Raw genomic sequence first — 21,336 nt, 5'->3', positions numbered from 1 at the left:
AACCAGCTCCACTCGTTCCAGATTATTGAGATTTACGCACGCGTAAATACCATTCCGATAACAGACGGACTTGTCTTGGGGTGTATCCTTTGTCCACCATTCGAGCAATAAATTCTTCATGTTTTTTCTTGTCTTCTTCCGAAGCTTTTGCATTAAATGAAATCACAGGTAATAAATCTTCAGTATTGGTAAACATTTTTTTCTCAATGACGGAACGAAGTTTTTCATAACTGTTCCATCGAGGATTATTTCCATGATTATTAGCCCGAGCCCGCAATACGAAATTCACCACTTCGTTACGAAAATCTTTGGGATTAGAAATGCCAGCGGGTTTTTCAATTTTTTCTAATTCTAAGTTCAATGCACAACGGTCAAAAATTTCACCGGTATCTGGATCACGATAATCTTGATCTTGAATCCAGAAGTCTGCATACGTGATGTATCGATCAAATATATTCTGACCATACTCAGAGTATGATTCGAGATAGGCCGTTTGAATTTCTTTTCCAATGAATTCGACGTATTTAGGTGATAAGAATTCTTTAATGTAGGTTAGATATTTTTCGTGAAGCTCTTGGGGTAATTGTTCTTGTTCAATTTGGCGCTCTAAGACATACAACAGATGGACTGGGTTCGCAGCGACTTCACTATGGTCAAAATTGAACACTTTTGAGAGTATTTTGAACGCGAAGCGAGTTGAAATGCCACTCATACCTTCATCAACCCCTGCAAAATCGCGATACTCTTGATAGGATTTAGCTTTAGGATCGGTATCTTTCAGGCTTTCACCATTATACACACGAAGTTTTGAATAAAGACTCGAGTTTTGCGGCTCTTTCAAGCGAGTTAAGACGGAAAACTGCGCCAACATATCCAGCGTTCCTGGAGCACAGGGCGCGTTATGAAGCGAACTGTTTTCAATTAATTTTTTGTAAATTTTGACTTCTTCAGAGACTCTTAAGCAATAAGGGACTTTAACGATGTTGATGCGATCAATGAATGCTTCATTGTTTTTATTATTGCGAAACGTTTGCCATTCTGCTTCGTTTGAGTGGGCAAGAATAATGCCTTCAAATGGAATAGCAGACAATCCTTCGGTGGGGTTGTAATTTCCTTCTTGGGTTGCAGTTAACAGAGGGTGCAGCACCTTAATCGGCGCTTTAAACATTTCTACAAATTCGAGTAATCCTCGGTTCGCGCGGCATAAGCCCCCGGAGTAACTGTAGGCATCGGCATCGTCTTGTGAAAATTCTTCAAGCTTACGAATATCCACTTTACCGACTAAGGATGAAATGTCTTGGTTGTTTTCATCACCAGGTTCGGTTTTGGCCACAGCAATTTGTTTCATTCTAGATGGTCTAATTTTAACCACTCGGAATTGGTTAATGTCGCCGTTAAATTCGTGCAAGCGTTTGATTGCCCATGGAGAGAGAACATAGCGCAAACAGCGTTTTGGAATGTTGTAGCGCTCTTGTAGTAACTCAGCGTCTTCTTCAGCATCAAATAACGATAAGGGAGAGTCAAAAACGGGGGAGCCTTTTATGGCATAAAACGGCACTTTTTGCATTAAATCTTTTAATTTTTCAGCTAAGGATGACTTACCGCCACCGACTGGACCTAAGAGATAAAGGACTTGTTTCGTTTCTTCGAGTCCTTGTGCGGCATGCTTTAAAAAACCAACAATCTGTTCAATGGGCTCTTCCATGCCATAAAATTCATTAAATACTTCATAGCGGGGAATGACCTTATTGGAAAAGATGCGAGACAAAACAGGATCATGGCGAGTGTCTACCATTTCCGGCTCGCCAATGGCCATTAAAAGACGTTCAGCAGGGTTGGCATAAGCAGATGGATCGTTACGGCAGAGCTCCAAATATTCATCCAAAGACAAATCTTCTTCTTTATTTTCTTCAAAGCGGCGCGTGTAACTGGCTAAAAACTCTTGTGTATTCATAACATTCCTCTCCCTTGAGCCTTACGAGATCTATCGTCAATCTAAAGTTTAACTTTAAGTATTTCTGGTATTAATCAATCCCTTGTGATTATTTTTGCATTTTGGTGGCAAAAGAGAGAAACTCATGCCTTTATTTTGATTATAGAATAAATCACACGGTCATGCTTTTTTAAAAATTTAATTATTAATGAATAAATTAAAACATAAAAAACCGTCTGCAGGAAATCGGAGTATTCACTATGCCTAACTCAACCATCCACCGCAAAGATTACCGACCCTATCCTTTTAAATTACAGCAAGTGTATTTGGAATTTGACCTTTATGATGATGAGGCGCGAGTACAGAGTCAAATGGTGTTTGAACGGGAAAATCCGGGGCCTTTGCATTTGTACGGTGATGAGCTAGAACTCATTCAGCTAAAAATGGGCGATGAAATGCTCAGTGAAGGCGATTATGAGCTGAAAGATGGGGACTTATACATTCATGATTGCCCCGATGCATTTACTTTGCACATTGAAACGCGCATCCGACCACAAGACAATACCGAACTTTCGGGCTTATATCGCACCAATCATCTTTTTTGTACGCAATGTGAGGCACAGGGGTTTCGGCGCATCATGTTTTTCCCCGATCGGCCCGATGTTTTGTCCGTGTTTACAACCAAAATCATTGCTGACAAAGAAAAATATCCGGTTTTATTATCGAACGGAAATTTAATTGAGGTCGGAAGCCATGGTGAGCAACGCCACTGGGCATTATGGCAAGATCCTTTTAAAAAGCCCGCTTATCTTTTTGCTTTGGTAGCAGGAGATTTAGCGTGTGTTCAGGATACGTTTAAAACCGCTTCGGGTCGAACCGTTGATTTAAGAATTTATGTCGAGCCTGGGAATGAAGATAAGTGCCAGCATGCCATGGAGTCTTTAAAACGAGCCATGCGTTGGGATGAAGAAAAATATGGCCGCGAGTATGATCTTGATATTTTCATGATTGTGGCAGTCAGCGACTTCAACATGGGCGCTATGGAAAATAAAGGCTTAAATATCTTTAATTCGAAATATATCTTAGCCAGACCCGATACGGCAACTGATTCCGATTACTTGGATATCGAAGGCGTCGTTGGTCATGAATATTTTCATAACTGGACTGGAAACCGAGTGACCTGCCGTGATTGGTTTCAATTAAGTTTAAAAGAAGGGCTTACGGTATTTCGTGACCAGGAATTTTCACGCGACATGAATTCACGAGAGGTCAATCGAATTTTAGATGTCAAAATGTTACGAAATGCCCAATTTCCTGAAGATGCCGGAGCCATGGCGCATCCCGTTCGCCCCGAGTCCTATCAGGAAATTAATAACTTTTATACCGCAACCGTATATAACAAAGGTGCAGAAGTGATTCGCATGCAACATACTCTTCTCGGTGATGAAGGCTTTCGACGAGGCATGGATTTATATTTTAAACGCCATGATGGTCAGGCTGTGACTATTGATGATTTTGTGGCGGCAATGGAAGATGCCAATGAAGTCGATTTGACCCAGTTTAAGTTATGGTACAGCCAAGCAGGAACGCCTGAAGTGAAGGTCAAGAGCAGCTATGATGCAGGTACACTCCGTTTACAAATAGACCAAACCTGTCGGCCGACACCAGAAAGCCAAGAGAAAAAACCGTTTCATATCCCGATCCGGGTTGCTTTGTTCGATTCTAATGGTCAAGCGCTTCCGCTTCAAACGGATGTGCTTGAATTAAAAGAAGCATCACAAGTGTTTGAATTTGAAGGATTAAATGAAAAACCATTGGTATCTTTGTTACGTGATTTCTCAGCACCAGTTACTTTACACGATGAACGCAATGAGACCGAGCTTACCGATTTACTGCGTTATGAATCCAATGGGGTTGCAAAATGGGATGCCGCTCAAAGGCTTACTATAAATTGCTTAACAAAGCATTATCAGGATGAAAAATCTTCATGGATGCTACCAGAATCATTGCTAAACGCCTATCAGCACCTCCTTTTAGATGAAAGCCTTGATCCTGCTTTAAAAGCAGAGGTTATCTCTCCTCCTGGATTTGAAGACATCGCGACCCATTTAACGTTAGTCAATGTCAGCTTATTAGAATCTGTGCGCGATGATTATCGTGCAACACTTGGTCGTCATCTTTTTGATAAGGCCGAAAGATTGTATCAAGTTTTATGGCAGCAAGAAGAGCATGCTATGGAGTCAAATGCTTATGGTCGTAGAAAATTAAGAAATTTATGCTTGTGGTTGATGATGAAAGCCGATGAAAAAGAGGCGTTGAATCTCTGCCAGGAACAATTTACAAAAGCTCGCACGATGACGGATCAGATTGCAAGCTTTAATCTTTTGGTTAACTGCACGTTTGATGACTATCGTTTGCAAGCGATAGAAGCGTTTTACCAACAATGGAAAACCAACGATTTGGTACTGGATAAATGGTTTACAGCGCTTGCGCTTTGCGAATTGCCTGGAACGCTTACAGAGGTGCGCCAACTGATGAGTCATTCGGCCTTTAATATCAAAAATCCTAATAAAGTACGCGCCTTACTCGGTGCATTTTGTTCCTCAAATTATCGTCATTTCCATGCTGAAGATGGAAGCGGATATGCTTTTTTAAGTGAGGTATTGTTAACTCTGGATAAATACAATCCACAAGTTGCAGCGCGGTTAGCCACCCCATTCACGCGTTGGCAACGCTTAGATAAACCGAGGCAAGCGTTAATGCAAGAAGAACTGCAAACGCTTGCAAAAAATAAGCTCTCAAGAGATTTGCAAGAATTGGTGAGCAAAAGCTTGATATAAAGAGGTGTGACATGACGGATAGATTTGCGGTGATGGGTAATCCCATTGCCCATAGCCTTTCTCCAATTATTCATCAACAGTTTGCTGCTCAAACCGGACAAACCATTATTTATGAAAAGCGATTGATTCTTCCTGACGAATTTGAGCAACAAGCCCACGATTTTTTTAAAAATGGTGGGAAAGGATTAAATATTACCTTACCGTATAAATTCGAAGCGTTTTCGCTTTGCCAGCAGCTTACAGAGCGGGCTAAGAAGGCGCAGGCAGTCAACACCCTATGGATGAGCGGAGGTAAACTTCATGGGGATAACACAGATGGAATAGGCTTACTTCGCGATTTACAACGTTATCTTGATGTTCGAACTCAATCTATTTTAGTTTTGGGCGCAGGAGGAGCAGCATCTGGGGTAATTCCTGCCTTATTATCCCAAACGCCGCACGTTACTCTAGTCAATCGGACTCAGAGAAAAGCCGAACAGTTAAAAACTCGATTCCCAAACTTAACGATCCTTGATTATGATGCGTTAAATTTAAGCTCTGATTTTAATTCCGAGGCTTCCCACGAATTGACTGTGAGATCTAGAAAGTCAGAGGAGATTGGTTTTACCTATGATTTACTCATCAACGCCACCTCAGCCAGTCTTCTGGATGAACCCTTACCGATTCCGAAATCCATCTGGAAAGCAAAACCTTTTTGTTATGATTTGGCTTATCAACTTGGTGAAGACACATCTTTTGTTCAGGCTGCTAAAAAAGAAGGATGTCATGCAGTGGATGGCCTTGGGATGTTAGTTGAACAGGCTGCAGAATCCTTTTTTATTTGGTTTGGAATTCAACCAGAGGTTCAACCGGTACTCGCTTCACTCAAAAAAAGCCGTGACCACAGCCTCAGAAGCTAAGGTATCATGATAGCCGAGATCAATTAATTCACCGGTGAATTCTTTTTCAAATAATAAAAAGCTCAATAAATCTCCAGAATGGCTTTTTGCTCCCAGTACATTTAAGAGTAAACGTAGCACGGCAGGCATAGCGGTGTAGTTCGCCTGCGCAATGGCTGCAATGTTGATGCTTGGGCGCATGTGAAGCGTTTCAATCGGTCGCCAGGGAGAGTAGCGTTTTTTCCACATGGAAAGTAGACGTGCAATATCATTCATGCGATTAAGCATTTCAATGTCGCGATCTAGGTTATCTAAGAATAGTCCGTTTAACATATTTCCTAAAATATGAGCAAAACCAACATCGCCATTTTTTAATTGTTCAGGCTCTGCAAAAGCAGGTAATTGCCTTGTTCCTAAGATCATAATTTTTTCAACATCGAAACGAACCGCTCCGCGCAAAGGCGATACTAAGCCCATGCTACCATCGCCATAATGAAATCCATTGATTTTTACAGCAGGGAAGAATAAAGGAAGAGCACTTGAGGCAAGAATATGTTCCATATCCATTTCAACCCGCTCGCTGATATGGCGTGGGTAATGCCAGTCTTCAAATTCTTTACCATGATGTTGATAAAAAGAAATGGTTTGCTGCGTCTCATAACAGTTGCTGATAACTTCCATGGTTTTCAGTACGTTTTGATGAATATTCGCTTTAATCCGTTCAAAATCAATATTGGCATTAATAAATTCATGAAGCGGATCCGTATTCAGCAAATAGCCTGTTTTTCGCTGCCGAATTAGTAAATGGCTGATGTTTCTAAATACCGATTTACCCAGTTCATAGTTGCTGGTATTAAATATATTATTGCAGTGAATGTCTCGCCAAAGCATCTCAAGTTTTTCTACCGCCATTGGAAAATCGTCGGCATGTTGCGCAAGGATTGACGCATTTATGCTACCAATGCTCACACCGCTGACCATGTCAAATGGAATGGTTTTAACTTGTAAAATTTGAGCTATTGCTTTTAAAACACCTGCTTGATAAGCGCCTCTTGCTCCGCCACCAGCTAAGTAAAGAGCTTTTTTGGCCATAAAATTCACTAATTTAAAGAACTGAATGGAATAAAATATAGATGACTTATACCGGGTAAGGCAAGACTACAGTCCGTAATTTACTTCAGAAATGGTTAAACTTTGAAATTTTGTGTAAGTCTTGAATGAGATCAGGTTTCCTTAATCTTTTTTTGGTATTTTATAGTAAAGGCAGAAGGATTTTGAACATGACTTCTATAAAACAACCAGATTTTGAGACTATATCCATGCTGAACAGGTTGCAGCCGGAAGATATCGAAACGCTTAAAAAATTAGCGCGACTAGTCTCATTGCCCATCACGGGTGGAAAAGCTCCTGAGAAGAAGCCTTCTATCCTGTCACACGTTTCGACTATTGCAAAATATGGAGAGATAGCCGCAGAAAGTGGCGAGAAAGTAACCCATTTTGTGGGTTATGAAGTGAATTTCGACCATCCTGATCACACCCACTCTACTGAGGCGTTATCGAGTGCGCTGCACCTAGGCGCTCTGGGATTTTCAGCACTCAATTTTATCCGAATTCCAGTTGAATATTTAAAAGCATGGGTGACCAATGAACCAGTGAATTTTTCCATATCCAAAAATGCTCGCTGGGCATTGTCTGCGGTGTTGTTGACTATTGGTATCGCGGTTGTTTGTTTTCCTGTTATTGCTCCAGGGTTTAGCATTGGTGCAGCATTTCTCGGTTTAGGCGCGGGTATTATTGGATTGGCCAATTTGCTTTACCAGCGTATGGAAATACAAGAATTGCAGGCTAAAGTCCAATCGAAGATAGAAGCTCAAGCACTGTTAATAAACGCTATAAATAAAGACATTTTAAGTAAATATCATCAGCTTGAATCGGCATTTGAAGCACAAAATGATTCAGAATTCTCTAAGCTTATTCAAGAGATACAGCCGTTATTGCAGGAGCTGGATGAGGAAAAAAACAAGATGATCCATTTAAAAGGACATCAAGCGTATTTAGACCGAAAACTGCATAAATTAAATTCTACTGCGTTCATGGATAAAGTGGTGAGTATTAGTTTATCCGTACTAGCGATTATTGGCATTACCGTTAGTTTTTTAGCACCACCAATAGGCTTTGGCATAATCGCTGCGGTTGCCTCAGCGGGGTTTTTATATGTTACAGGAAGAATCGGAATTCCATTAATCAAACGACTAGGCTCCTGGATAGCCCAGCAATTTAAATCAACAAGTGATGCAACGGATGCTAAAAAAGAAGCGCTAGAAGTTAATTTAGAACGAGTTGTTCAGCCTAGTGTTGAAAGTCATAGTGAGGCTCTTGTTCAAAAAGGGGGTTCTGACTCTCATAGTATGCCGGAAATTGGTGAACATGCAGGCTTAAGATTTTTTTCAAGCGCTGAACTTCTTTCCGTCAAAACGACCCATCCAATTGAGCATGGTAACACTAGCAGTCCAACCTTACACTAGATAGGTTTTAGTGGTGACTTACGTTCAATAAACTGTTCACAATCGACGCATCTCCTTGTAGTTTGAAAAAAAATATTATAAGTTGTAGTGACCGCTCCTTTTTATAAGGGAAACAAATGCTTGCTTTGTTTCGGAATCAACCCCGCGCGTTTTATATGATTTTCATGCTCGAAATTTGGGAGCGGTTCGGTTTTTACACCGTGCAGGGCATTCTGACCTTATATTTCATTCGATTTCTAGGTTACGACGATCAAACGGCTTATTATACCTTTGGTGCTTTTTCTGCTCTCGTGTATGGAATGGTGGCTTTGGGTGGCTATCTAGGGGATAAAATCCTCGGAACAAAACGCACCATTATTCTAGGATTATTTACCTTATCTGCCGGTTATTTAGCACTTTCATTAGCCAGCCGTGAATATGTGTTTGAAGCCTTAGGGCTTATTTGCGTAGGCAATGGCTTATTCAAAGCGAACCCTTCTAATTTGTTATCCAAATGCTACAAAGAACATGATCCAAGATTGCACGGCGGTTTTACCCTCTATTATATGGCGGTCAATCTAGGCTCAACGATTGCCTTATTTATTGGGCCAAGCATTTCTACCGCATACGGGTATCCTTATGCGTATTTTTTAAGTTTCATAGGCTTGCTTTTTGGATTAATAAATTACTGGTATCAACGAGGCCATATTGCTTCTATAAGCACGTATGCAGATCAAAAATCAATCTCAATAGTGCAATGGGGCATGGTTATAGCAGGAATTATTTTTGCAACCTACCTTTCAGCTTATCTGTTGCAGCACGTCATGATTGCTAAAAATATTCTTTGGGTGATTATTGCTTTCGTGATGATGGTGTATCTTATGTATATGCGACGAGAAAAGAAAACAGTCGTTTTACGTATGACGGTTGCCCTCGTCTTAATGTTTGAAGCGATTATTTTCTTTGTTTTATATCAACAGATGCCCACTTCTCTTAATTTATTTGCCGTCAATAATGTTTACCCGACTCTTTTGGGGGTGACGATTGATCCGCAAAGCTTTCAAGCTTTAAATCCAATTTGGATTATTTTTATGAGTCCCTTATTGGCAAAACTTTATGAAACCTTACATCACAAGAATATTCTTTTCCCAATGCCTTATAAATTTGCAGCTGGTATGACGTTATGTGGATTAAGCTTTTTGGTTCTTTATTTCCCAAGGTTTTTTCATAACGAATTTGGAATGGTTTCTTCTTGGTGGTTGATTGCGAGTTATTTTTTTCAAAGTGTTGGAGAATTGATGGTTTCCGCGCTAGGCGTGGCCATGGTGGCTGAGTTGGTTCCGGTGCATATTACGGGCTTTGTGATGGGGATGTTTTTTCTTACGCCAGCCATTGCAGGCTTTGTCGGTGCTTACGTCGCTTCATTCACCGCGTTGCCAGAAAATCTTCAATCTGGGGTTGGTTCACTTTATATTTATACCGAAGTATTTTCCTATATTGGCTTAGCGACCTTAGGCATTGCTGTAGTCATGTGGCTTACCGCACCTTATTTAATTCGGCTAACAGGAGTAAGGTATACTGAACCCAAAGCCAATGAACTAGACGAGCTTTGCGAGGAAGATGACCTCAAAGAAGCTGGTATCGTTTCCTCTTGATTGTGCTAACGTGCTTAATAGTGGCGTTTATTAATATTTCTCTCAGCGCTATTTAATCTATTCTTAAGTATTTTACTGTATATTATGCCTAAACTTTAAGCATAAGACTCGACGAATGCATACTACATTATCTCTGAGCCCTAAATCACAAGCGTTGTTAAGCCAAATGACGGGTTTAATACAGGATGAAACCTTATTACGCTGGCAGAAGAATCCTGAAGCGGTAGAGAGACGTGAATTAATCACTTGGCTAAATCAAACGATTCCGAGTGATAAAAGCACACGGTTTTTAATCGAGTCCTTTTTTACGTCCTTATTACAAGATTTAAGACAATCATTCTCCCACGAACCGTTGACGCCCCAACCCAAGCAACCTTGGTATCGCAAAGCAACTTTTTTTGGTTTGGCAATCGCTGGTACCTTATTGGCTATTTGTGAAGGCTTTGATGGTGTTGCCTCCTTGTTTGGCTTGCTTCCAGCCATTTCACCTCTTTTTTTGATTGGTGCAGGGGTAGTCTTTTCCATCTTATCTGTTGCCGTATTTTACGGATTTGATTTGGCGGGGATTTCAGACAATCTTGGCGTCAAATTTAAACAAACCCCGAAACTGTTGGATGTTTTATTAGAACAAACAGCCGAAATAAAAAAACTTCGTAAATATATCGACAGTCATTTTCATAAAGCAAAAACGGCAGAAGAATTAGATGAAATGCGAATGATGATAAGGATGCTTCGTGGGCGTTACGAGGCCTTGCAAGGGGCGCGAGAAGAATATCAACGATCACTTAATAATCCCGTCATAAACACCACGAAATCTGTAGTAGGCGTTCTAACCGGCGTCTTGTTTTTTAGCGGCGGCTTTTTTACCGGACAATCTCTTGGTATTGCTATTGCAGGATTGATGGGAGTTTCCGCTGCGGTAACCTTCCCTCCCATTCTAATTTTAAGTGTTTTGGCAGGTTTGGCAGCCTTTAGTCTCTATTGGTATTTAGAAAAGCCAGGCGTCGAAAATTTAGTTTCTGACTGGTTTGGTTTAAACAAAGAAAAAATTGAACAGTTTTCAGATGAAAATGAAGTAGCAAAACAACTTCAGAAACTGGATGTACTAGAAGAAAAACTGCCGAAGCTTCCGAAAGTACAACCGTTTGATGCTCCTGATAGACTGGCCAGATCTGAGAAAAAAGGACTGGCTGAATCTGAGCAAAAAGAGGGCCTTTATCATTCTAATGGATTATTTAGGCCTCGTCTCACTCGGTCACGATCAGAAAATAATTTGGGCTATCTTCATTCCCAGATGCTCACGATTGACAGGACTTAAGCAAAATTCAAATACCCAAAATTTCTTTTACGAAAGGGATGGTAATTTTTCTTTGTGCCCTCAAAGAGGCTTCATCGAGTTTATTTAAAAGCCCTTGCAGATCATGCATGTTTCTCGCGCAGCGATTTAATAAAAACTGAACAACCCCAATTGAGAGATCAAAGCCTCTTTTTTTAGCCAGTAATCTAAGCGTGTCGATTTTATCTTGTTCATTCAATTCATTTAAATGAACCACAAGTCCCCAGCTTAAACGGGACTCTAAATCAGGCAATTGAATAGATAACTGTTTAGGCGCAACCGAGCCGCTAATGATAAGCCTTGGCTTTTCTTTATCACGCACGCGGTTATATAAGTGAAAAATCGCTTCTTCCCACTCAGCTAGGCCTGCAATCGCATGGATGTCATCCAGCGCAATTAAATCTTGCTCTTCAAGTCCGTCTAATAGTTCGGGCCCCATTTCATGAAGTATATTCAGCGGCAAATAAATGGCTGATTCGGTACTTTGAATCCCTTGGCAACAGGCTTGCAAAAGATGCGATTTTCCTGAACCATTGCTCCCCCAAAGATAGAGAAAGCGCTCTCCAGTTTGACTTAAAAAACAAGAGAGCTGTTGTTCTAATAAAGGATTTCCCTTCCAACAAAAGTCAGATAGTGTTGCTTCATCATTCAATTGAATGGCAAGGGCGAGTTGTTTATTCATTTGACAGGATGGGTCTCGGATAACGCTTTTTTACTCCAAGTCCATACATAATCTATGAAACTCACAGTCGTTGTAAAAGCAGTCAGGATAATTAAACAATCCGTTAGATAGGGTATAATTTCAAAATACGCCAGATTAAAAAGACATAAGACGACCAAAGTCAGCTGTAATACCGTATTGAGCTTGCTAAGTCGAGTGGGTTCGAAATCAAGCTTTCGTTGAATAAACCAATACCAGGCAATTACGCCTAAAGAAATGGTAAGATCTCTTGCAAACACCAACACCACTAACCACCAAGGCAATTTGCCTATCAATGCAATCGAGACAAAGCTCGACGCGATGAGAAGCTTATCCGCTAAGGGATCAATAAAAGACCCAAAAGCGCTTTGCCAATGAAAATGTCGTGCTAACCACCCATCCAAGCCGTCTGTGATTCCAGCAATAAAAAAAATATATAATGCGATTTCATATTGTTGTTGAAACAAAAAGATCAAAAACGGAATGATCAGAATCAAACGAGTAATGGTTAGAGCGTTTGGTATATTTCGTAAGATCATGTTTTTAATCGAAAGTTAATTATTTCTTCTTCCCCATCCAGGCTGGGTAAAGAAGCATATTTTTGTGCCAACCGCATTTCCAAAAGCTCAGTTGGGATGGTTATATCAAGTGTATATAATACCGCATCCTCTGTCACGCTGTTAAGTCGTGTATGCTTAACACCTGGGATCTGCTTTAAATAATGTGAAACCTTTTTATACGCTTTGGCTGTTTGGATATTGCTAATGCGTATATCAACTGCATGCATAGGTTTTGCAACTTCTTCCCCTTGTGCGAATAAATAATGACTGATTTCAGCTAATGATTTTTTTCCTACGTTTTTGGGCAAGCGACTCAAGGGTTGAGTCATATAAGGTGAATAAGTACCTTGATAAAAGATGCGCCAATCTTCGAGCGTCTCCTCTTCTAAATGAGAGCGATATAGTTTTATCAACAAAACCGTCTCAGGTTTTTGATTCTTGAACAGCATAATGAATGATTCAAGGTCGCTTAATGTCGAATTATTCGTGGTTCGTAATTTGTCTAGATGATGAGTGGATTGAAATTCAAGCTCTAACCCTTTTTCTTTAGCGGCTTTAGTCAGAGCTGAAAACACATCCAGGTCTTTTTTAGCATCAAGACAATTCAATTCCGATTTGATAGCACGGCATACCCAGGTTTTAATTTTAGGTCGATTCTCTAACCAAGGTTGTTGTCCTGCTTGATTCATTAAAGCGTGTATAGCTTTAGGATTAAAACGCAAGGTGAGCGTGTTAGTCTTGATGTGTATCGTCTCAATGTAGTCTTTGGGATTTGAAGCATTGATGATGGGATTTTCATGGTCATTTGGCCCAGGTGTTAGGCGATCAACCACTTGTTGTAAGGCTTGATGAAACGCCATCGCTTTGTTATTGATAGGATGTGTGAACTGAATTTCATAAATCCAAGAAGGAGCAGCAACGCTTAAGGTAGAAAAAGTGAGTGTTATCCAAAATAAAATGAGTGGCATGGCTATCCATAACGGTTGAACTAAGTTAGAAATGGTATAGGGTTTTTCCAGAGTGTTCTAGAAAAAAATATGTAAAAAAAATCATTGGCTCGGGGATGCTCCTATAGCTGCACTTTCAATAGGATGAGAACTTTGAGAGGCAGTGCTCGAGCTAGGGAATAAGGAAAAAACTTGAAGCGGCGACCCAGCATTTGCAGGTGCCGTTGGTTTTAAAGCAGCGAGGGTATCGGCGATGGCTTTCTCTCGAATCTCAAGCTCCCATTCTTTTTGATTTAACTTGTCTTCAAGTTGACGGAGTTCCGTGTCACGCCGATTAAGCTCTGCTTCACGGTTTGAAAAACCTCGTTGCATGGAAGGATACAATTCAAGATCAGTTGATGGAGCCAAATTAGCAATGGATTGTTGTAGCTTTTGTGCATAGGTGTGTTTAATTACATTGGAAAACGAAAAGCTCGAAAGCGTTAATAAACTGATAAATGCACAGCAAACGGCTGAAAGAATAATACTGGGAGGAGAAAGACACCAGATAACCACGGCCGCGGTAATCAGCAAGGCTATCCCAAGTTTTACCCATACGGAACGAAGCGTGCTTTGCATGCGGTTTTTCGCTCGTTCATACTCTGCGAGATGTTGCCAAGGAGCATCTTCTTCAGGCTTTGTTAAATTACTGAGATCGCGATAGTTTTTATAAAGAATATAAAGACTTTTAAAGACATCGGTTGCAGCACCGAGAATAAACAATATCGCTATGGGAAAGGCAAGCGCGCCTCCTGCCATAAACATAAGCCCATACGCTGTGATGGTGAAACTCGATTGTACGGTTTTAAACAATAGGTTATAAACTCTATGACTTCCAGGTTGGGTTTTTCGAAACGCCATTACGAACCAGCTGCCGAGTAGGTCTAGGCCATTATAAATCATACCGAGCAAAGGGATATTTTTTAAGATAGAAAACGTTTTGCCAAACCAGTGCAGCCCAGCTGATGCCCATTGGAACACCTTATCAAAATAGTCCTTTTTGAAATGAAAAAGGGTGATAAAACCTGCAGCGAAGAGCGATGTTAATGAAAACATTAATCCCCAATTTCTTGGGGGGTGAGTATGATTAATCAGCTTTAGTAAGTAGGCAATGTGATGATAACCGGCATAATTAAGATTGACTAATAAATCATAAAAATTATTGGAGTTAATCAGGAAGGTTTCAAAAGCCCCTGCTTCACCTGTGGTTGATTTGTGGATGTTAAGGCTTTTAAGAAAAGCAATGAGGTAAGGATCGTTTAACTGTTTAACTGCGACGGATTTATATAATTCTTTACACGAGAGTTTAGATTTCGAGCTTTCGGCTTGGAGACGAACTTTGATGACTTCAAGCGGTTCACCTTGAATATAACAAAGAGCTAAGTCTTTTAAATGTTCTATCTGCGTGACTTGTAGCTTTGGCATAAAATCCACGTTGGTTTTTGGGCAAGGATAACCTACTTTGAGCAAAAGAACAACAAAAAAGAGGAGGTCAGGTTAAACGCATCAAATAGCATTTAAATCAAAATGTATACGTTCCACGCTTTATGCGCGGATTTTGGCTCCGAATTTTATTTAAGATAGACAAAACTGTGCATAAACACGGCAATTTTGAGATACTCAGCGTTTCTTGTCCATTGTTGTATCATGCAGGTAAAGTTTTTTGCTGGAATGTGTTCACGAACAAGCCAATTAGATATTGTCATGAAGTTAAGGGCGTTAATCTTTAATTTAATCTGCGAAGATACCATGGTAGAGGAGGCATCATCGGCAAGACCATGCCCTGGTGGTTTGTAGTCATGAAGAGGTGAGTTTGAATGAGTCAACTGTTGTTATTTAATAAACCTTATGGGGTCGTTTGCCAATTCACAGGCAGCCCAGAAGAAAAAACGCTCGCTGATTTTATCCAAATGCCAGGATTTTATGCCGCTGGACGATTAGATAAAAACAGCGAAGGCCTTTTACTCTTAACAAATGATGGTGCTTTACAGCATCGTTTAAGCCACCCGCGATTCAATAAAAAAAAATATTATTGGGTTCAAGTGGAGGGGATCCCTTCGGAACAAGACTTGTTTCCCTTGCGCAAGGGATTAAAAATTCAAAACCTTCAATTTTTACCTGCCAAAGTCAAACGGATTGAAGCGCCTGAGATTTGGACCCGTAACCCGCCTGTGCGTTTTCGCCGCTCCATACCCACAAGCTGGTTAGAAATGATTTTAGAAGAAGGAAAGAACCACCAAATTCGCAAAATGACCGCAGCGATTGGATTCCCAACCCTTCGACTCATTCGACACCGCATTGACCGTTGGTCTTTAAATGGCTTAGAGCCAGGTCAACAACGTTTAGTGTCCTTAGAGTGAATGGGATGATGGGGGGGCAGAATGATTCACTAAGTCATTAACGATACAAATCCTTATGAAATTTAATGATTAGTCTTCATTTTTACGATAAAGGATAGCGGTATTACCAATTAATTGAATCATTTCTGCTTGCAATTGATTCGCCATTTGATGAGCGATGTTTACTTTATCTTCTTTCTCCGCCCCACTGATTTTGACTTTTATCAGCTCGTGTGCAAGTAATGCGTTATTTGTTTCTTCAAGAACAGCTTCCGTCAGTCCTTTGGCACCAACCATGACCACGGGCTTTAAATGATGGGCTTTGGCTTTTAATGATTGTTTAAATGATGTATCCATAAAAATCCTAATAAGTCACAGGAATCATCCCATTGATGTGGAATGTGTCACAGCAATTCAGTGTTCTACGTAAAAAAATGGTAAATTATTGCACGTATTGCTGGGAAAAGATAGCATATTTCAGTATCATTAACTTATTTATCACATAAGCGTATATTATGCCTCGCTCGAAAAGCAGCAAACGATGGCTGCAAGAACATTTTGATGATGTCTATGTAAAAAAAGCTCAAGCTGAGGGTTATCGTAGCCGTGCAGTGTATAAGTTAAAGGAAATCGATGAAAAAGAGCAGCTCATCAAACCCGGAATGACGGTTGTTGATTTAGGAGCGGCTCCAGGTGGCTGGTCGCAATATGCGGTTGAACAATTGAAACACACTGGAACGGTCATTGCATTGGATATCTTGCCGATGGATGCACTTCCTGGTGTGACTCAAATCACAGGCGATTTTCGTGAGGAGGTTGTTTTAAATCAATTGCTGGCTCTCATACCCGAGCGAGGTGTGGATTTGGTGTTATCGGACATGGCTCCTAATATGAGCGGTACGGTTGCGATTGATATTCCGCGAGCAATGTATCTTGCGGAACTTGCGTTTGATTTTAGCGATCAGATGTTAAAACCTGGTGGTGCAATGTTACTAAAAATATTCCACGGCAGTGGATTTGAAGAGATGGTGCGGCAGGCAAAATCAAAATTCAAACGCGTGGTGGTTCGAAAGCCTAAGGCTTCTCGTTCCCGCTCGCGTGAAACTTATTTGCTGGCTAAGGACTATAATTTATAGTAAGTTAGATGTTCTCACGTCGTATAATTCGTCCTTAATGAGGTTAATGCTTTGAACGACATGGTAAAAAATTTATTTTTGTGGCTGATCATCGCCATCGTATTGGTTTCGGTGTTCAGTAATTTTGGCCCGCGTCATGTGACGACGGAAAAAATTGCCTATAGCCAATTTCTCAAAGAAATTGATCAAGGCATGGTAAGCTCAGTCACTATTGAAGATAACAAAGTGATCAAGGGCACCACGAAAAATAATCAACGTTTTGTAACGTATATGCCCATACAAGATTCTGCGTTATTGGGCGAGCTATTAAAAAATAAAGTGGAAGTTACGGGCCAGGAAAAACAACAAGAAAGCTTCCTTTTGCACTTATTTATAAATTGGTTCCCTATGTTGCTTTTAATCGGCGTTTGGATCTTTTTTATGCGTCAAATGCAAGGGGGCGGGGGCCGTGGTGCCATGTCATTTGGTCGTTCACGTGCTCGTTTGCTGGGTGAAGATCAAGTCAAAGTGACGTTTGCTGATGTTGCGGGTGTTGAAGAAGCCAAAGAAGAAGTCAAAGAGCTCGTGGATTTTCTTCGTGATCCCAGTAAATTTCAAAAATTAGGTGGACGAATTCCACGTGGTGTGTTGTTGGTGGGGTCGCCTGGAACAGGTAAAACGTTGTTGGCTCGAGCCGTAGCAGGAGAAGCGAAGGTTCCCTTTTTTACTATCTCTGGTTCGGATTTCGTTGAAATGTTTGTTGGTGTGGGGGCCTCAAGAGTTCGCGATATGTTCGAGCAAGCTAAAAAACAAGCTCCATGTATTATCTTTATTGATGAAATCGATGCCGTTGGACGACACCGGGGGGCAGGATTAGGCGGGGGGCATGACGAGCGCGAACAAACGTTGAATCAGCTTTTAGTGGAAATGGATGGATTTGAAGGCAATGAAGGCGTTATTGTAATCGCTGCAACCAACCGCCCAGATGTGTTGGATCCCGCGTTACTACGACCAGGTCGGTTTGACCGCCAAGTCGTTGTCCCCTTACCAGATATTCGTGGACGAGAACAAATTCTTAAAGTGCATTTAAGTAAAGTACCGGTCGAAAGTTCTGTGAAAATATTGCCCATTGCTCGCGGTACCCCAGGGTTTTCGGGTGCGGATCTCGCTAACTTAGTAAATGAGGCAGCTCTGTTTGCCGCAAGAGCAAATAAACGTAAAGTAGGTATGCTTGAACTCGATAAAGCGAAGGATAAGATCATGATGGGTGCTGAGCGCCGTTCTATGGTCATGGATGAGAACGAGAAAAAACTAACCGCATATCATGAGGCCGGCCATGCGTTAGTGGGCTTGCTAGTCCCAGAACATGATCCGGTATATAAAGTGACCATTATACCGCGTGGTCGCGCGCTTGGGGTCACTATGTTTTTACCCGAGATCGATCGCTACAGTCACAGCAAGCGACGGTTGGAAAGTCAGCTAGCCAGCTTATTTGGTGGTCGACTCGCAGAAGAGATAATCTTTGGGGAAGACAGCGTCACAACGGGCGCATCAAATGATATTATGCGCGCCACAGAAATCGCTCGTAAAATGGTGACCAGTTGGGGGCTTTCTGGACTTGGTCCCTTAACCTTTGGTCAAGAAGAAGGCGAAGTCTTTTTGGGACGTTCTGTCAGTCAAAACAAAGAAATCTCAGATGAAACAGCGCGTCAAATCGATGAAGAGGTTCGAACAATTATTAATCGTAACTACCAAAAAGCGAAAACCATCATCACTGAACATATTGATAAGCTGCATTTAATGGCTGAAGGCCTTATCAAATATGAAACCATTGATGTGAAGCAAATCGATGAAATTATGTCTGGTAAACATCCCTCTCCGCCAGAAGATTGGGAGGCGCTGAAGACACCTGATAAGGACGGTGATGACGGTATGACTCCTGACAAAAGCACAAAACCTAAGATAAAATCCGAAAAACCAAGCGAGGGTCCAGCGAGCGAACCTTACAATTAAACAAATGATACTCTAAGCTTGCCCTGCCCTGGTTAATCGGGGCGAGCGATTTTTAAGCGTTCCATTCATTTAAAAACAACTTCGTTAAAACACGCTTTTTTAGCTATCAAAGAGCACAATAGCAATAATACTGAGTAATATATCCATGCTTGATGATTTAATCCCTTCCTCCAGATCCTTCAAAAAACCCTTCATTATGGGTATTGTTAACGTTACTCCAGATTCTTTCTCAGATGGTGGTCGCTATTTAAAACCTGATTTAGCCGTTCAAAAAGCCAGAGAACTAATTCGCCAAGGAGCAAATCTTATCGATATTGGAGGGGAATCATCAAAACCTGGTGCTTGTCCGATTTCTGCTACAGAAGAGTTGGATCGGGTAATTCCCGTCTTGGAACAATTGCGAGCTGAAACCGACACCCCGATTTCAATCGATACTTATAAACCTTTGGTCATGATCGAAGCAGTATGCGCAGGCGCGACGATGATCAATGATATTTTTGCATTGCGAAGTGAAGGAGCCTTAGAAACCGCCGCTAAATTAGATGTTCCGGTATGTCTTATGCATATGCAAGGAAAGCCTAAAACCATGCAAAATCATCCTCGTTATGACCATTCGGTTATCGATGAAATCAATTATTTCTTCCAAGAACGAATTAGTGCTTGTGAACAGGCGGGGATTCAAAAAGAACGTCTTATTCTTGACCCAGGCTTTGGTTTTGGTAAAACTGTGCAGCATAATCTCATGCTGATTAAGCACTTTCATGCATTTCGCTGCCATCAGTTGCCGCTTTTATTAGGCGTTTCACGGAAAAGCACGCTCGGGGTGTTGTTACAGAAAGAAGTGCATGAGCGGATAACGGGTGGCATAGTCATGATGCTATTTGCAGCGTTGCAAGGTATGGCTATAATCAGAACCCATGATGTTGAAGAAACTAGACAAGCACTGGAAGTCATGCAGGCGCTTTGCGAAGAAGAGACGAAATGATGAGTCAAAGAAAATTTTTTGGAACCGATGGAATTAGAGGAAGAGTAGGCGCCAGTCATATTAATCCAGAATTTATTTTAAAACTTGGCTGGGCTGTGGGCCGTGTGTTAGCCAATGGGCAACGAAAAAAAGTGATCATAGGGAAGGATACTCGCGTATCAGGCTATATGCTTGAGTCAGCACTTGAGGCAGGACTTTCGGCTGCCGGCGTGGATGTTCGCCTCTTAGGTCCCATGCCAACACCGGCGATTGCTTATTTGACTCAGACGTTGCGTGCCAATGCTGGTATTGTCATCAGCGCATCACATAACCCTTTCGAAGATAATGGAATCAAGTTTTTTTCGGCTGATGGAAGCAAGTTGCCCGATAGTTTAGAGCTAGAAATTGAAGCAGAAATGCAAAAAGGCCTTGAAACGGTTTCCTCAGGAAACCTCGGTAAAGCAGCTCGGGTCGATGATGCTCCTGGTCGCTACATTGAATTTTGCAAATCAACTATTCCCTCATTAACACGGCTTTCAGGTTTAAAGATTGTGGTGGATTGCGCGAATGGTGCGACCTATCACATTGCACCCAATGTGTTTGCTGAACTTGGTGCAGATGTGATTGCCATAGGGGATAAGCCAGATGGGTTTAATATTAATAAGGGTTGTGGTTCGACGTCTCCAGAAGCTTTACAACAAAAAGTAATCGAACTAGGCGCTAATCTTGGTATTGCCTTAGATGGCGATGGTGATCGCGTTCTCTTAGTAGATGCTAATGGCCAGTTGGTTACTGGCGATCAAATCCTCTATTTAATCGCAAAAGATCGCTTGCAAAAAGGATTATTGCATGGAGGTGTTGTTGGAACTTTAATGTCGAACTATGGCCTGGAAAAAGCGCTGGCAGATCTCGATATCCCCTTTGTACGAAGTAAGGTTGGAGACCGTTACGTTTTAGAAACCCTTAAGAAAAAAGACTGGAAAATCGGTGGAGAATCTTCAGGTCACATTGTATGTTTAGACAAAACTACGACTGGAGATGGAATCATCGCGGCATTACAAGTTTTAACCATGATGGTTAAGCATGGTGAATCATTGGCTTCACTTTGTGAAGGCATAACCTTGTTGCCTCAAAGCTTAATTAATCTAAAAACCTCCAATGCTCAGAAGCTGGCGTCGGATCCTAAAGTGTTAGCATGCGTTGAGAGTTTGAACAAAATGTTACATGGCGAGGGCCGTGTGCTCTTACGACCTTCAGGAACAGAGCCTGTTTTACGGGTGATGGTTGAAGGACGTGATCAAGGTTTAGTCCAAAAACAGGCTGAGCAACTAAGCCAGGACATCATGAGCATTGAGCAAAGCACAACCGCGCTGTGATAATTTTTTTTCGCCACCTAAAGTAATGATTGGGTTAAGTCATTTAGTGATGTAGTCTGTTTGCATAGAAGCATATTACGCTGGTCTATGAGGTTAACTATTTAAATATCCGCGAAAATCTATACGGTAATGTCATG

At 41.3% G+C, this 21,336-nt stretch carries 17 protein-coding genes; 10 read left to right on the top strand and 7 right to left on the bottom strand.

All coding sequences use genetic code 11. The features are described from left to right. Positions 1–22 precede the first annotated feature (22 nt). A complete protein-coding gene (locus tag E1O41_RS06720; RefSeq protein WP_131776553.1) occupies positions 23–1,954 on the bottom strand; it encodes a PrkA family serine protein kinase in 1,932 nt (643 codons plus the stop codon). Positions 1,955–2,193: 239 nt separating this feature from the next. Here E1O41_RS06720 and pepN point away from each other — a divergent pair, with 239 nt between their 5' ends. Both pepN and aroE read left to right on the top strand, forming a co-directional pair. Next, a complete protein-coding gene (gene pepN / locus E1O41_RS06715) occupies positions 2,194–4,773 on the top strand; it encodes an aminopeptidase N (RefSeq protein ID WP_131776552.1) in 2,580 nt (859 codons plus the stop codon). A gap of 11 nt (positions 4,774–4,784) precedes the next feature. Further along, positions 4,785–5,672 (top strand): shikimate dehydrogenase, encoded by an 888-nt coding sequence (gene aroE, locus E1O41_RS06710; RefSeq protein WP_131776551.1) that lies wholly within the window; start codon positions 4,785–4,787, stop codon positions 5,670–5,672. Here aroE and E1O41_RS06705 read toward each other — a convergent pair. Then, positions 5,634–6,743, bottom strand: coding sequence for a patatin-like phospholipase family protein (locus E1O41_RS06705; protein ID WP_131776550.1), 1,110 nt, complete (start codon positions 6,741–6,743; stop codon positions 5,634–5,636). The two genes, aroE and E1O41_RS06705, sit on opposite strands and share 39 nt — an antisense overlap. Before the next feature lie 188 nt (positions 6,744–6,931). Between E1O41_RS06705 and E1O41_RS06700 the strand changes: the two genes are divergently transcribed. The 3 genes from E1O41_RS06700 (at position 6,932) to E1O41_RS06690 (ending at position 11,128) form a co-directional block, all read left to right on the top strand. Then, entirely contained in the window at positions 6,932–8,176 is a 1,245-nt protein-coding gene (locus E1O41_RS06700; RefSeq protein ID WP_131776549.1) for a hypothetical protein, read from the top strand. Between the two features lie 116 nt (positions 8,177–8,292). Next, complete coding sequence (locus E1O41_RS06695; protein ID WP_131776548.1) at positions 8,293–9,810, top strand: oligopeptide:H+ symporter; 1,518 nt, start codon at positions 8,293–8,295, stop codon at positions 9,808–9,810. A gap of 115 nt (positions 9,811–9,925) precedes the next feature. Continuing rightward, a complete protein-coding gene (locus tag E1O41_RS06690) occupies positions 9,926–11,128 on the top strand; it encodes a hypothetical protein (RefSeq protein ID WP_131776547.1) in 1,203 nt (400 codons plus the stop codon). 7 nt (positions 11,129–11,135) lie between these two features. Here E1O41_RS06690 and hda read toward each other — a convergent pair whose 3' ends face one another. From hda to E1O41_RS06670, 4 genes are all read right to left on the bottom strand, one after another. Further along, the gene (gene hda / locus E1O41_RS06685; RefSeq protein WP_131776546.1) at positions 11,136–11,828 is read right to left on the bottom strand and encodes a DnaA regulatory inactivator Hda; all 693 of its coding nucleotides are present in this window, start codon (positions 11,826–11,828) and stop codon (positions 11,136–11,138) included. After that, positions 11,825–12,385, bottom strand: coding sequence for a CDP-alcohol phosphatidyltransferase family protein (locus E1O41_RS06680; RefSeq protein ID WP_131776545.1), 561 nt, complete (start codon positions 12,383–12,385; stop codon positions 11,825–11,827). The genes hda and E1O41_RS06680 overlap by 4 nt, the downstream gene beginning before the upstream one ends. After that, positions 12,382–13,374, bottom strand: coding sequence for a DUF2066 domain-containing protein (locus tag E1O41_RS06675; protein WP_131776544.1), 993 nt, complete (start codon positions 13,372–13,374; stop codon positions 12,382–12,384). Before E1O41_RS06675 ends, E1O41_RS06680 begins: the two co-directional genes overlap by 4 nt. An 81-nt stretch (positions 13,375–13,455) precedes the next feature. Beyond that, entirely contained in the window at positions 13,456–14,817 is a 1,362-nt protein-coding gene (locus E1O41_RS06670) for a hypothetical protein (protein WP_131776543.1), read from the bottom strand. A 392-nt stretch (positions 14,818–15,209) separates the two neighbouring features. On the opposite strand from E1O41_RS06670, the gene E1O41_RS06665 reads away from it, so the two are divergent. Beyond that, a complete protein-coding gene (locus tag E1O41_RS06665) occupies positions 15,210–15,752 on the top strand; it encodes a pseudouridine synthase (protein ID WP_131776542.1) in 543 nt (180 codons plus the stop codon). Between the two features lie 69 nt (positions 15,753–15,821). On the opposite strand, the gene yhbY is transcribed toward E1O41_RS06665, so the two are convergent. Next, positions 15,822–16,088 (bottom strand): ribosome assembly RNA-binding protein YhbY, encoded by a 267-nt coding sequence (gene yhbY / locus E1O41_RS06660; RefSeq protein WP_131776541.1) that lies wholly within the window; start codon positions 16,086–16,088, stop codon positions 15,822–15,824. Positions 16,089–16,246: 158 nt separating this feature from the next. Here yhbY and rlmE point away from each other — a divergent pair, with 158 nt between their 5' ends. The 4 genes from rlmE (at position 16,247) to glmM (ending at position 21,199) form a co-directional block, all read left to right on the top strand. Continuing rightward, entirely contained in the window at positions 16,247–16,867 is a 621-nt protein-coding gene (gene rlmE / locus E1O41_RS06655; RefSeq protein ID WP_131776540.1) for a 23S rRNA (uridine(2552)-2'-O)-methyltransferase RlmE, read from the top strand. Between the two features lie 60 nt (positions 16,868–16,927). Continuing rightward, positions 16,928–18,859 (top strand): ATP-dependent zinc metalloprotease FtsH, encoded by a 1,932-nt coding sequence (ftsH, locus tag E1O41_RS06650; RefSeq protein WP_165481143.1) that lies wholly within the window; start codon positions 16,928–16,930, stop codon positions 18,857–18,859. A gap of 145 nt (positions 18,860–19,004) precedes the next feature. Further along, positions 19,005–19,844, top strand: a complete 840-nt coding sequence (gene folP, locus E1O41_RS06645; RefSeq protein WP_229669338.1) for a dihydropteroate synthase — start codon at positions 19,005–19,007, stop codon at positions 19,842–19,844. After that, entirely contained in the window at positions 19,844–21,199 is a 1,356-nt protein-coding gene (glmM, locus tag E1O41_RS06640; RefSeq protein WP_131776637.1) for a phosphoglucosamine mutase, read from the top strand. The genes folP and glmM overlap by 1 nt, the downstream gene beginning before the upstream one ends. The last annotated feature ends 137 nt before the right edge of the window (positions 21,200–21,336 follow it).

This window comes from Legionella impletisoli (assembly GCF_900639875.1).
Classification (GTDB): Bacteria; Pseudomonadota; Gammaproteobacteria; order Legionellales; family Legionellaceae; genus Legionella_A; species Legionella_A impletisoli.
The sequence above is the reverse complement of the archived record's forward strand: the minus strand, read 5'-3'. Positions and strand labels throughout refer to the sequence as shown.